Here is a 12,769-nt window from a genome sequence, read left to right on the forward strand (position 1 = left end):
GAGGAACCCCCTCTTCCATTCTTTGGAATATCTCCCATGGATCAAAGAGTTCCGCGAAAGACCACGAAAAGGCTCGCGTCGTGAGGGCGATAACGACTTTCATATCGCATTGCTCGGGGGCTGCTGCGGACGCAGTGCAGCAGGCCGCCACGGCGATTCGGTTACCGGAATGGCAGGTGAGCCGAAGGGTATGGTCAGCGGTCGGCGACCAGGACGTGGCTGTGGCCGAACTGCCGGACCGTGCCGATGCTTTCGAACCCGGCTTCGCACAGCAGTGCCGTATGGCCGCACGGCGTCAGGTCGTTGCCCTCGCAGGGCGGGTGCCGGTGGCTGCGGCGTGCGGCGAGGACGGCGGCCAGGTCCGGGTCGGCCGCCACGCCCGACCACCAGGGCTCCCAGCCGTCATGGGTGAATGCGAGCTGGCGCTCGGCCCGGCGGCGTCCGATGTCGAGGGCGATCTCGGAGACCTTCGCCTCGTCGGGGCAGCGGTGGTCGCCGTTGATCAGGGCGCCGCCGGGCCGCAGTCGCGCGGCCAGTTCCCGGTACACCCGCCGCAGGGTGTCCTCGCCGAGGTAGTGCAGCGCCGTGGTCGATACGGCCGCATCCAGCGGGCGCCGCGGGGGGAGGAAGCCGAGCCAGCCGGGCTCCCCGATCATGGCCTCGACATACCGGACGGCGGAGCCGTAGTGGGCACGGCCCAGCCCGCCCTGCGCTCACCTCGCTGACCGGCAGGGCGCCCGTCCTGGTCACGGGCGACAACCCGCGCGCCGCCGCCCGCCTCGCCGAGGAGGTCAAGATCACCGACGTGCGGGCGGGTCTGCTGCCTCAGGACAAGGTCACCGCGGTCCAGGAGCCGGAAACGGCCGGGCGCAAGGTGCTGGTCGTCGACGACGGCGTCAACGACGCCCCCGCGCCGGCCGCCGCACACACCGGCATCGCCATGGCCAGACCGGTTCCGATCTGGCCATGGAGACCGCGGATGCGGTCGTGGTCCACGACGAGCTCGCCACCATCCCCACGGTCGTGGGCCTTTCCCGCCGGGCCCGGCGCCTGGTCGTGCAGAACCTCGTGATCGCCTCGGTGTTCATCACCAGCCTGGCCGTCCGGGACCTCGCCGGAGCCCTGCCGCTGCCCCTCGGCATCGCCGGCCACGAAGGCTCCACCGTCATCGTCGGCCTCAACGGCCTGCGCCTGCTGCGGGATGCCGCCTGGTTCCGCGCCCCCACCGGGGGCGGCGCTGAGCCGGCGCGACCCCGGAGTCAACGGGAGAGGGTGGGTCCACCGTACGGACGTATGAACCATGGATCATATGGACATGACTTTCATTTTCATTTAACGTGGGTGCACGAACAAACAGCCAGCACCACTGGGGGTGATCCGCCGTGAGCGGCCGGACGACCTGGCAGCGAGCAGCCGTCCTGCGGGTTCTGTCGACCTGTCAGGACTTCGTGTCGGCGCAGGAGCTGCATGCCTTGATGACCGACGCCGGGATTCGGATAGGGCTGAGCACCGTCTATCGCGCGCTGCGGGAGTGGGAAGCGGCCGGCGGCGTGGACGTCGTACGCGACGACGCCGGGGAGCGGCTCTACCGCGAGCGGCCCGCGGACGGGCATCGCCATTACCTGATCTGCCGTTGCTGCGGCCGCAGCCGGCCGTTGGACTCCGAGGCCGTCGAGCTGTGGGCCGGGCGGATCGGTGCGGACACCGGGTTCGCCGCGGTGGAGCACACCGTCGAACTCACCGGTATCTGCGCCGGCTGCCAACCCGATCTGGACGAAGGAGAACCGGCGCCATGCCACTGGGATCCCGCCCGCGACCGAGCCCGAAGCTGTGTGAGCTGAAGGAGAGCGTACGCGCGCTTCTCGGCCTCGGCGAAGACACCGCCGTGGTGGTGCGGCAGCTCGCCTGCACCGAGCCCGGATGCCCACCTCTGGAGACGGTTATCGCCGTCCTTCCCATGGACGCCCCGGCCCGCCGCTGGACCCTGCACCACCCCGCCGAGCAGATCACCGAGGAGCACCTGCGGACCGCACTGCTCGCCACCCCACATGACGCCACGAACGATGCCCCGGACGAAGGAGCCCGTGAATGACCACGCCGGAACCGCTCACCGAGCCCCGAGACGAACGCGTCCCCGTCACCGTGCTGACCGGCTTCCTCGGCTCGGGCAAGACGACCCTGCTCAACCGCATTCTCACCGAGCAGCACGGGCTGCGGATCGCTGTCATCGAGAACGAGTTCGGCGAGGTCGGCATCGACGACGCCCTCGTCCTCGATGCCGAGGAAGAGATCTTCGAGATGAACAACGGGTGCATCTGCTGCACCGTGCGCGGGGACCTCATCCGCATCCTGGGCGCCCTGATGCGGCGGCGCGAGAAGTTCGACCACATCCTCATCGAGACCACCGGGCTGGCCGACCCCGCGCCGGTCGCGCAGACCTTCTTCATGGACGACGAGATCGCCGCCCAACTGCGGCTGGACGCCATCGTCACCCTCGTCGACGCCGCGCACGTCCTCCAGCACCTGGACGAGGTCAAGCCCGAGGGCGTGGAGAACGAGGCCGTCGAGCAGATCGCCTTCGCCGACCGGATCGTGCTCAACAAGACCGACCTGGCCGACGGCCAAACCGTCGCCGAGGTCATCGCCCGCGTCCGCGCCATCAACAGCGGCGTACGGATCATCCCGGCCCAGCACGCCGAGCTCGACCTCCAGCAGGTGCTGGACGTCGGCGCGTTCGACCTGGAGCGGGTGCTCGCCGACGACCCGTCCTTCCTCACCGAGACCGAGCACCAGCACGACACCACCGTCACCTCCGTCGGCATCGACCTGCCCGGCGAACTCAACGAGGACAGGCTCAACCGCTGGCTGGGAAACCTGCTGCGGACCAAGGGCGTCGACCTCTTCCGCTCCAAGGGCATCCTTGCCCTCGCGGGCGCCCCCAAGCAGTACGTCTTCCAGGGCGTGCACATGCTGCTGGACGGTGAGTTCGGCCGCGACTGGCGCGACGGCGAGGACCGGCGCAACCGGCTGGTCTTCATCGGCCGCAACCTCGACCGCGCCGCCCTGGAGCGCGGCTTCACCGACTGCCTGGCCACGGCGGGAGCGGCCGCGTGAGCATCGCCGCACCCGATGAGACGCTGACGACCGCCTGGGAAACCGCCGTCGATGACGCACCGGTCGCGCTCAGCGCACGCGGCGAACTGGTCGCCGTCGCGGGAGCCGAAGGCACGGTCACGGTGCTGGACGCCGCCAGAGGGGCCAAGATCGGGGCATGGGAGCTGCCCGGTGGGGCGCTGAGCGTCGCGCTGGCCCCGAATGCCCGGGCCCTGGTGGCGACCGGGCCCATGGGGTACGCGCGGTGGCGGCCGGAGGACGGGCGGACGACGGTGCGCGAGACCGGGCGCTGGTCATCGGCCGCCGCCTGGGCGGACAACGACCGGGTGGCGGTCGCTTCGGGCCGCCGCGCGCTCGTACTGGGCCCGGACGGCAAGGAGTTGTGGGCCACCGCGCCCGCCGCTTCGACCGTCACCGACCTGGCCTGGCAACGCCAGGGCAGGCGGCTGGCCGTCGCCGCGTACGGCGCGGTGCGCTGCTACGAACGGCACACCACCAAGCCGGTGGTCACCTACCCGTACGTCGGCTCGCACCTGGCCCTGGCCATCGCGCCCACCGGCCGCTGGATCTGCAGCGGCAACCAGGACGCCTCCATCCACATCTGGCGCACCCGGGACGGCAGCGAACTGACCATGTCCGGCTACCCGGAGAAGGTCTCCCGTCTCGCCTTCGACGACACCGGCTTCTGGCTCGCCGCCGACGGCGCCCCCGACGTGACGGTCTGGGACTTCTCCGGCAAAGGCCCCGCCGGGACCGCGCCCCGCTCGCTGCGCTGCCACGAGACCGTCACCGCGCTGACCTGGCGGCCGGGCGCTGCCGGGCATCTGGCCAGCGGGGGCGCCGACGGGACCGTAGCCCTGTGGCACGCCACCGCCGGGCGGCCGCAGCAACGACTGCGCCCGGTCAGGGCGCTGGCCGGAGGGGGTTCGCCGGTCGCTGCGCTGGCCTGGGCCGGACCGCACCTGCTGGCCGTCGCCTGGAGGGACGGCCGGGTCAGGACGTACGGCGTGCCCGCCCGGACCGCCCTGTGAGCCCTCGCCGCCCGCCCGCTCTCGCACCCCGTGCAGCACGCCGCGTACGCCCCGTACGGTGACGATCGGCGCCGCTCGCGAGCGGCCCTGCACGGTGATCGTCTGCCGGGGCTGCTGCTGCGGCAATGCGCGCAAGTTCCCCGGCACCGATCACGCCTGGCAGTTGGCGCGGCTGCGCGCCGGCGCCGCCGGCTCCGACGGCGGTTTCGAGGTCCGTACGACGGACTGCCTGGGCCCCTGCGGCCAGGCCAACGTCATCGTCGTCCAGCCCTCCACCACCGGCCGGCTGGCCGGCGGACGCGCGACCTGGATCGGCTTCGCGAGGGACGACGACTGCACGGACGACGTCCTGCGCTGGGCCGGCGCGGGCGGGCCCGGCGTTGCGGAGCCCCCGGCCGCGCTGGCGCTGCAGTTCATCCGGCCTCCGCGCGAGGCCCGGGCCCGTGCACGCCGGTGATCCCGCACGCCCGGACGAGACCGAGGGCGGCCGCGGTGACATCGCGGCCGCCCTCCCCCGTAGCCCTTCGGGCACGGGAGGTACCCCCATTCGCTCCGCCTGCGCTCCGCTCGACGAGACCACTGCGGCCACCGTCGCCGCCACGCTCCAGGCGCCGGCCACTCCCTCCCGGCTGCTGATCCTCACCACGTTGCGGCAAGCCGCCGCCGCGGGCTCCTCGGTCACCGCACTCGCCGCCGCCGTCGGCATGGAGCAGTCCGCCGTCTCCCACCAGTTGCGTCTCCTGCGCGCCCTGGGCCTGGTCACCGGAGAGCGCGATGGCCGCCGCATCTCCACCCCGTCTACGACGACCACGTCGCCCAGCTCCTCGGCCAGGCCGTCCACCACATCGAGCACCTGCGGCTCGGTGTCCGCGGCCCCGGTTGACGGGACAGAAGTCAAGCTTCCGTAATGATTTTCATTGTGGATCTCCACGTCATGGTGGCGACAATCATTTCCATCTAGGCTCAAAATCGTTCCTCTCTACCGGGCCCTGCCTGCGTGTGAGGCCCATCACCCGCAAGGAGAAACGCGTCGTGCGTACTGCCGGCACCTCCATATCCCGCTCCGCCCGCATGGCCGCCGGAGGCGTGACCGCCATCGCGGCACTGGCCGCCGTCAGCGGCTGCTCCACCGCCTCCTCCTCCGACAACGCCGGGTCGACGAAGGCGAACAAGACCATCAAGGTCGTGACGGCGGAGAACTTCTGGGGCAGCATCGCCGCTCAGCTCGGCGGCGATCACGTGCAGGTCAAGAGCATCATCGACAACCCGAACGCCGACCCGCACGACTACGAGCCGACCGCGGCCGACGGCCGGGCCGTGGCAACCGCCCAGTACACGATCGTCAACGGGATCGGCTACGACGCATGGGCGGACAAGCTGCTGTCCGCCAACCCCGGCGGAGGCCGTACCGAATTGAAGGTCGGCGACCTGGTCGGCCTCAAGCCGGGTGGCAACCCGCACCGCTGGTACTCGCCGGACGACGTCCACCAGGTCATCGAGAAGATCACCGCCGACTACAAGAAGAAGGACCCGGCCGACGCCGCGTACTTCGACACCCGCAAGAAGGACTTCGAGACCAAGACCCTGGCGCCGTACACCAAGCTGATCGCCGGCATCAAGGCCAAGTACGCGGGCACCCCCATCGGCGCCTCGGAGTCCATCGTGAGCCCGCTCGCTGAGGGGCTGGGCCTGAAGATGCGCACGCCCGAGTCCTTCCTGGACGCCATCAATGAGGGCACCGACCCAACGGCCAAGGACAAGCAGGCGATCGACCAGCAGATCAGCGGGAAGCAGATCAAGGTCTACGTCTACAACAGCCAGAACGCCACGCCGGACGTGCGGGCCCAGGTCAAGGCGGCCAAGGCGAAGGGCATCCCCGTCGCCACGGTGACCGAGACCCTCACGCCCGCCGGGGCGTCCTTCCAGGCGTGGCAGGTGCGGCAGCTGAAGGACATCGAGAAGGCCCTGGGCCAGGCGACGGGCAGGTGAGGGCGGTGAATTCGGCCGCCCGGCCGGGTGACATGGTCCGCCACCGGGTCCCCGCGCAAACGGCTGCGGCGAAGCTACGGTCCTCCGTCGTGTCGATGCGGGGCGCGGGCGTGCGCGTCGGCGGCCGCACCCTGTGGTCGGGTGTCGACCTGGAGGTCGGCGCCGGAGAGTTCGTGGCCGTCCTCGGCCCCAACGGGGTCGGCAAGTCGACCCTGATCAAGATGCTGCTCGGCATCCTGCCGCCCGCCGCCGGTGAGGTCCGAGTGCTGGGCGAGGAGCCCGGCCGCGCGGGCCACCGCGTCGGCTACCTGCCACAACGCCGCAGCTTCGACGCGAGCCTGCGCATCCGCGGCGTCGACATCGTCCGGCTCGGCCTCGACGGAGACCGCTGGGGCGTGCCGCTGCCGGTGCCCGCCCGGTTCAGCGCCCGGCGGCGGGCGGCCCGGGAGCGTATCGCCGAGGTCATCGAGCTGGTCGGGGCGAGCGCCTACGCGCACCGGCCGATAGGCCAGTGCTCGGGCGGTGAGCAGCAGCGACTGCTCATAGCCCAGGCACTGGTGCGGGACCCCGAGGTGCTGCTCCTGGACGAGCCGCTGGACAGCCTCGACCTGTCCCATCAGGGCGCGGTCGCCGCACTGATCGGGCGGATCTGCCGCGAGGCCGGCGTCAGCGTCGTCATGGTCGCGCACGACGTCAATCCGATCCTGCCGTGGCTGGACCGGGTGGTGTACATCGCCGAGGGCGGCGCCGTCGCGGGCCGCCCGCAGGAGGTGATCACCACCGAGACGTTGTCGCGGCTGTACGGGGTGTCGGTGGAGGTCCTGCGTACCGGCGACGGGCGGCTGGTGGTCGTCGGCCAGCCCGAGCCGCCCGCCGTCCACACCGACCGGCACGCCGAGGGGAGCGGAGCGTGAACTGGGCCGACGCCACCGGCGGCTGGCCTTGGAACCCGCTGACCGACCTGCAGCAGATCTGGGCGTTCCCCTTCATGGTCAACGCCTTCAGGGCAGGCACGGTGGTGGCCGTACTGGCCGCCGTCATGGGCTGGTTCATGGTGCTGCGGCGGCAGAGCTTCGCCGGACACACCCTGGCCGTGGTCAGCTTTCCCGGGGCGGCCTGCGCGACACTGCTGGGCATCAGCGCGGGCTTCGGCTTCTTCGCGTTCTGCGTCGGCGGCGCCCTGGTGATCGCCGCCATACCGCGCGCCGGGCAGGGCGGCAGCGGCCAGGAGTCGGCGCTGACCGGCACCGTCCAGGCGTTCCTGCTGGCCTGCGGATTCCTCTTCGTCGCCCTCTACAAAGGCTTCCTCGGCGGGGTCAACTCCCTGCTGTTCGGCAGCTTCCTGGGCATCACGACCACCCAGGTGACCGTCCTGGCCGCCGTTGCTGTGGTGGCGCTGGGTGCACTGGCCGTCATCGGGCGGCCGCTGCTGTTCGCCTCGGTCGACGACAACGTCGCCGCAGGGCGGGGCGTGCCGGTGCGGGCGCTGTCCGTCGCCTTCCTGGTGCTGCTCGGGGCGGCGACCGCCGAGGCCAGTCAGATCACCGGCACGCTGCTGGTGTTCGCCCTGCTGGTGATGCCCGCCGCGGCCGCGCAGCAGCTCACGGCGCGGCCCGCCGCGAGCCTGGCGCTCTGCGTACTCATCGCCATCACGGTGACCTGGACCGGGCTGATCGCCGCCTACTACTCGCCGTACCCGATCGGCTTCTACGTGACGACCTTCGCCTTCGCCCTCTACGTCCTGGTCCGCGTCGGCCGCGCCCTGGCCACGGTCGTCGGCACGTACCGGTGGGCCGGAGGTCCTGCCGCATGAACGCGTTCACGCATCCGTACTTCATCCACGCCCTGCTGGCCGGCACTGCGATCGCCCTGGCGGCGGGCCTTGTGGGCTACTTCCTGGTGCTGCGCGCCCAGGTCTTCACCGGCGACGCGCTCAGCCACGTGGCCTTCACCGGAGCGCTGGCCGCACTCACGCTGGGCTACGACCCGCGACTGGGGCTGTTCGCCGCGACCGTGGTGATCGCGGTGGTGATCGGTGCAATGGGCCGCCGGGGGCGGGCGGACGACATCGCCATGGGCAGCGTCTTCTCCTGGATCCTGGGTCTGGGCGTCTTCTTCCTCACCCTCTACACGACGTCCCGGAACACGGCGAACGGCACCGCCGGAGTGAACGTCCTCTTCGGGTCGATCTTCGGCCTGTCGACCGGGCAGGCAAGGCTGGCAGCCGTCGTCGCGGCCGTCATCTGCCTCGCCGTGCTCGCGATGGCCCGGCCCCTGCTGTTCGCCTCCCTCGACGAGGCGGTGGCCGCCGCCCGCCGGGTGCCCGTACGGCTGCTGGGCCTCGCCTTCCTGATCCTGGTCGGCGCGTGCGCGGCCGAGGCGACACAGGCGGTCGGCTCACTGCTGCTGCTCGGCCTGCTCGCCGCCCCCGCCGGCGCCGCGCACCGGCTCACCGACCGGCCCTACCACGCCCTGGCCCTGTCCGCGGGACTGGCCGTGGCGGAGATGTGGACCGGCCTCGCCCTCAGCTACGCCGTGCCCCAACTGCCGCCCAGCTTCGCCATCATGGCGGTCGCCACGGCCGTCTACGCGATGGCGCTCGTCGCCGTACGCCCCCACTCCCGCGTCCGAACCGGTCTCGCGCAGGCGTGATGAGCACACAGGCCGACGACCCGGAACCGACGACCAACCACCACTCACCCCGCCAGTTCATTTGGTAATGGATTCCATTTTCATATAGCGTCTGCTGCTCACCACCGCTTCCCGACACCCATCCATCCAGGAGGACCCCGTGGCCGTACCCAAGCGGAAGATGTCCCGCAGCAACACCCGCCACCGCCGCGCCCAGTGGAAGGCGACCACGCCGACACTCGTACCGATCACCGTCGACGGCGTCCCGTACCTGGTACCGCAGCGACTGGTGAAGGCGTACGAGCGCGGGCTGCTTCACCCCGAGGGCTGATCGTTCATGACTTCCGACCGACTGCCCGTCACCGTCCTGTCCGGATTCCTCGGCGCGGGCAAGACCACACTCCTCAACCATGTTCTCGGCAACCGCGAGGGACTGCGCGTCGCGGTCATCGTCAACGACATGAGCGAGGTCAACATCGACGCCACTCTGGTGCGCGGCGGCCAGGCGGCCCTCTCGCGCACCGAGGAACGCCTGGTCGAGATGACCAACGGCTGCATCTGCTGCACCCTGCGCGACGACCTGCTGGAAGAGGTCGACCGACTCGCCCGCGCGGGCCGTTTCGACTACCTGCTCATCGAGTCGTCCGGCATCTCCGAACCCATGCCGGTGGCCGCCACCTTCGCCTTCGCCCGCGACGACGGCGCCACGCTCGGTGACCTCGCCCGCCTGGACACCATGGTCACGGTCGTCGACGCCGCGGGCTTCCTGCCCGAGCTGACCGGCGGCGACGAGCTCGTCGCGCGCGGCCTGGACCAGTACGAGGACGACGAACGCACCGTCAGCGACCTGCTGATGGACCAGATCGAGTTCGCCGACGTCATCGTCCTCAACAAGCTCGACCTCGTCGACCAGGAGTCGGCCGACCGGCTGCGGGCGACGCTCTCCCGCCTCAACCCGGCCGCGCGGGTCGTCCCGACCGTCCACGGCCGCGTGAAGGTCGGTGACGTACTGGGCACCAGGCTGTTCGATCTGGAACGCGCCCAACAGGCTCCCGGCTGGGTGAGGGAGCTCAACGGCGACCATGTCCCCGAGACGGAGGAGTACGGGATCTCGTCGACCGTCTTCCGCTCCGCAATGCCTTTCCACCCCGGTCGTCTGTGGACGTTCGTGACCGAAGAGCTCGACAGCGGGGCGTACGGGCAGATCCTTCGCTCCAAGGGGTTCTTCACACTGGCCAGCCGCCCGAAGGTGACGGGGCTGTGGTCACAGGCCGGCTCCGTCGCGCGCTTCGAGCCCTCCGCCGCTCGCGACACCGGCAGCTCCGCCGGCCAGGAACTGGTCTTCATCGGCACGCATCTGCACGCGGACGCGCTGCGCGCGGCACTGGCGGACTGCCTCATGACCGACGGCGAGAGCCTGCCGCGCGTCGACCCGTTCCCTGCCTGGGACACCTACGGCATCGACGACACCTGCGAGCACGAGCACCCCGAACTCGTAGCGGGGGCCTGAAGACCCCGGGCCGGGCGGCGAACGCAGCCACGGCGCCGCCCGGCCCGGCAGCAGGTTGCCCAAGCACCTCGCTGCACGCCCAGATCCTCAGTCAGTCACCCACGTTCCGCGGCTGCTGACCGCCACGGCGCCCGCGGAAGCAGTACGGGGCCCGCGCCCACCAACGCGAGCCCCGTACTACCGACAGATAGGCAGGTGACGTACGGTCACTGCCCGCCGCGCCCGTAGGTGACCTGCCGGGAAGAATCGGTCACGTGCACACGGGCGTCCGGTCGGGAACCGCCGGGACTACTGGACGAGTTTGCCGATGGCGTTGGCCTCTTCGACCTGGCCGGCCAGGAAGTCCCACGACAGATTGATGTAGCCGCCGTCGCCCCAGTTGCCGCCCCAGGAGTTCTCAACGCGGACGCCCTGGTCGTTGTAGCCGACGATGGTGATCTCGTGGCCGCCGAGGACCGGGTCCTCGGCGCCGCCGGGCTGGTAGGAGTAGTCGACCGCCGTCTGCTGAGTGATGTCCTCGAAGCTCTGGTGGACCGGGAGGGAGATGGCGACCGGCTCGCCGTCGGCGAGGGCCTGCTTCACATCGGCCTGGATCTGGTTGCTGGTGTGCAGCTTGGTGTGGCCCGACAGCTTCCACTTCGCGGCATTCTGGCGCTCGGCGTCGGTCGGCTGGGTGGTGAAGTCGAAGTCGCCCTGGGTGTAGTCCGACTTCGAGTCGACGCCCTGCGACTCCGCGATGCTGAACGTGTCGTCCGGGGTGCTGCCCTGGTCGTTGCCCTTGGCTATCTGGGCGTACGTGTACATGGGCGCCTGCGGGCCGCCGGATATGCCCTGCTGCTTCTCCTGGATGCTGTAGCCGGAGTAGTCGATGGCCCAGGACACGCAGGAGCCCACCTTGCCCTGGTTGCCCGGGGCGATCGCGTACTGGCTCAGGTCCACGCTGTCCGGCACGTCCTTGGCCGCGGCGCCCTTGTGGGGCGAGAGGGCCGCGAGGCGGGAGACGACCGAGGTGTGCGCGGAGAGCGCGCTCGCCTTGCCGCCGGACGGCAGCTCGGCGCCGAGCGCGAAGTGGTGGTGCGCGCCGGCGTGGGTGTCAAAGGTGCCCGCGGCCGAGGCGATGCCGGCGGACACGGCGGCGATGGCGCCGGCGGCGGCCACCGCGATGGCGGCGCGCGTTCTCGTTCTCGTGTTCGTCTTCTTCTTGTGCGAGGGGGTCATGTGGGGCTGTCTCCTCAGGGACCGACGGATGTGCTGCGACCCGGTGCGGGTCAGGGGCCGCCGACCGGGGCCGGCCGGCGGAGCTTGGAGGGGCGGAGAGGTGGGTGCGCCTGGAATCCGGTGGTGCCGGACGCGGGCTACGGAGTCGCGGAGGCCGGTGCTCGTACGGAATCGGCGCGTGTCGTGCCGCGGTGGCCGGAGCGGACCCTCAGGGCCTGCTGACCTGCCGACCTGCCGACCTGCTGACCTGCTGACCTGCGACATGGAGCGCCGCTTCAACGCCCTTGTGAGACAGGGGAGTTCAGCAGGTGCTCTGTACGGCGGCACGCGGCGCGGCCGGGGAGAGGCGGGCCGAGGGGCGCGTGGCTATCGCGCGGGGACAGGCCCCCGGGACGGCACCAGGGCTGCCCGTGGCCAGGGGCCGGGGTGCGGCGGCGGGCGCGCGGGGGCGGCGCGGTCGGGATCCGGGCGAGGTCCGCAACTGAGTCTCCTTGCGTAGGGCAGCAGCCCGTACCCGCCGCCCGCCGGGAGCGGTCGTGGTGCCCGGGCGGCTCCCATGGGTGTGGGGGGTAAGGAGCCTGAAGCGCCGGCTGCCGATCTTGGAGAGTCCCTCGCTGATTCCGGTGGAACTTCCGTTCGACGGGCCGACTGGGGCAGGAAGGTATGCGCTCCCGCATCGGGCGTCAATGGCCGAAAACCCATGGGTGGCGCGCAGTTGGGGCCCAGACGACGGGAATGCCCTAAAGATCTCAAGTGCGCTGGTGTGAGGCGATGAGAGGGGGGATTGTTCGCCGCTGCCGACAAGGTGGCGCCAGCGGTGTGCGGGATGGCGCCGACCGTGGATTCACTTCCGTGACCAGGCGAGATGCGGCCGGGGTAACCGGTTGGGCCGGGTCGATGCCGCCGTCGGGAGGGGGCGGGATCGAGGGGCGGGACCGGCCCGGAGGAAAGCGCGGCAGGCACCGGCTGCGCCTCCTTCTTTTTCCCTTCCCTTTTCTCTCTCATAGGCTGGGCATGCACATGAAGGACGCCGGGCCGCTGCGGCTCGCCGCCAAGGACGACGAGTCAGGAGGGCGGACTCCTCAAGGCTCTTTCCGGTCACAGCACTTGCTGATCAAAGGACTTCGCCGAGGTCTGGCGCGGCGACGATGCGCGACCTGATCGACCACCGCGACCGCGACCACCTCATCGCCGGCGCCGCCACGCTCACCTCGCCCGCCCAGAGCGCCACCCTGCGTCGATGTCGCCAACCACCGCGCCCTCCAAGCCACAACGA

General features: G+C 70.9%; 13 protein-coding genes and 2 pseudogenes. 13 read left to right on the forward strand and 2 right to left on the reverse strand.

Translation table 11 applies throughout. From position 1 onward, the window contains the following. Positions 1-194 precede the first annotated feature (194 nt). Complete coding sequence (locus tag OIU81_RS08295) at positions 195-656, reverse strand: class I SAM-dependent methyltransferase (protein ID WP_329145424.1); 462 nt, start codon at positions 654-656, stop codon at positions 195-197. A gap of 53 nt (positions 657-709) precedes the next feature. Here OIU81_RS08295 and OIU81_RS08300 point away from each other — a divergent pair. From OIU81_RS08300 to OIU81_RS08360, 13 genes and pseudogenes are all read left to right on the forward strand, one after another. Continuing rightward, a pseudogene (locus OIU81_RS08300) lies at positions 710-1,386 on the forward strand (HAD family hydrolase); the annotation flags it as partial. Then, positions 1,383-1,841 carry a Fur family transcriptional regulator gene (locus OIU81_RS08305; RefSeq protein WP_329145426.1) on the forward strand — a complete coding sequence of 153 codons (459 nt, stop codon included), beginning with the start codon at positions 1,383-1,385 and terminating at the stop codon, positions 1,839-1,841. The pseudogene OIU81_RS08300 and the gene OIU81_RS08305, both read left to right, overlap by 4 nt. Continuing rightward, positions 1,793-2,092, forward strand: a complete 300-nt coding sequence (locus tag OIU81_RS08310) for a hypothetical protein (RefSeq protein WP_329145428.1) — start codon at positions 1,793-1,795, stop codon at positions 2,090-2,092. Before OIU81_RS08305 ends, OIU81_RS08310 begins: the two co-directional genes overlap by 49 nt. Beyond that, entirely contained in the window at positions 2,089-3,114 is a 1,026-nt protein-coding gene (locus OIU81_RS08315) for a CobW family GTP-binding protein (RefSeq protein WP_329145431.1), read from the forward strand. Before OIU81_RS08310 ends, OIU81_RS08315 begins: the two co-directional genes overlap by 4 nt. Beyond that, positions 3,111-4,145, forward strand: a complete 1,035-nt coding sequence (locus OIU81_RS08320; RefSeq protein ID WP_329145433.1) for a WD40 repeat domain-containing protein — start codon at positions 3,111-3,113, stop codon at positions 4,143-4,145. The genes OIU81_RS08315 and OIU81_RS08320 overlap by 4 nt, the downstream gene beginning before the upstream one ends. Before the next feature lie 58 nt (positions 4,146-4,203). Next, entirely contained in the window at positions 4,204-4,602 is a 399-nt protein-coding gene (locus OIU81_RS08325; protein ID WP_329145435.1) for a (2Fe-2S) ferredoxin domain-containing protein, read from the forward strand. A gap of 88 nt (positions 4,603-4,690) precedes the next feature. Next, positions 4,691-5,028 (forward strand): annotated as a pseudogene (locus OIU81_RS08330) (ArsR/SmtB family transcription factor). 149 nt (positions 5,029-5,177) lie between these two features. Continuing rightward, the gene (locus OIU81_RS08335) at positions 5,178-6,134 is read left to right on the forward strand and encodes a metal ABC transporter solute-binding protein, Zn/Mn family (RefSeq protein WP_329145437.1); all 957 of its coding nucleotides are present in this window, start codon (positions 5,178-5,180) and stop codon (positions 6,132-6,134) included. Between the two features lie 95 nt (positions 6,135-6,229). Beyond that, positions 6,230-7,048, forward strand: a complete 819-nt coding sequence (locus tag OIU81_RS08340) for a metal ABC transporter ATP-binding protein (protein WP_329154962.1) — start codon at positions 6,230-6,232, stop codon at positions 7,046-7,048. Next, entirely contained in the window at positions 7,045-7,947 is a 903-nt protein-coding gene (locus tag OIU81_RS08345; protein WP_329145439.1) for a metal ABC transporter permease, read from the forward strand. Before OIU81_RS08340 ends, OIU81_RS08345 begins: the two co-directional genes overlap by 4 nt. Then, the gene (locus OIU81_RS08350; RefSeq protein ID WP_329145441.1) at positions 7,944-8,786 is read left to right on the forward strand and encodes a metal ABC transporter permease; all 843 of its coding nucleotides are present in this window, start codon (positions 7,944-7,946) and stop codon (positions 8,784-8,786) included. Before OIU81_RS08345 ends, OIU81_RS08350 begins: the two co-directional genes overlap by 4 nt. A 139-nt stretch (positions 8,787-8,925) precedes the next feature. After that, entirely contained in the window at positions 8,926-9,096 is a 171-nt protein-coding gene (gene rpmF, locus OIU81_RS08355; protein ID WP_329145443.1) for a 50S ribosomal protein L32, read from the forward strand. Positions 9,097-9,102: 6 nt separating this feature from the next. Continuing rightward, entirely contained in the window at positions 9,103-10,275 is a 1,173-nt protein-coding gene (locus tag OIU81_RS08360) for a GTP-binding protein (RefSeq protein ID WP_329145445.1), read from the forward strand. 288 nt (positions 10,276-10,563) lie between these two features. On the opposite strand, the gene OIU81_RS08365 is transcribed toward OIU81_RS08360, so the two are convergent. Next, positions 10,564-11,493: a C1 family peptidase gene (locus OIU81_RS08365; RefSeq protein WP_329145446.1), complete on the reverse strand. Its 930-nt coding sequence runs from the start codon at positions 11,491-11,493 to the stop codon at positions 10,564-10,566. Between the last annotated feature and the right edge of the window lie 1,276 nt (positions 11,494-12,769).

This window comes from Streptomyces sp. NBC_01454 (genome assembly GCF_036227565.1).
In the GTDB taxonomy this organism is placed as follows: Bacteria; Actinomycetota; Actinomycetes; order Streptomycetales; family Streptomycetaceae; genus Streptomyces.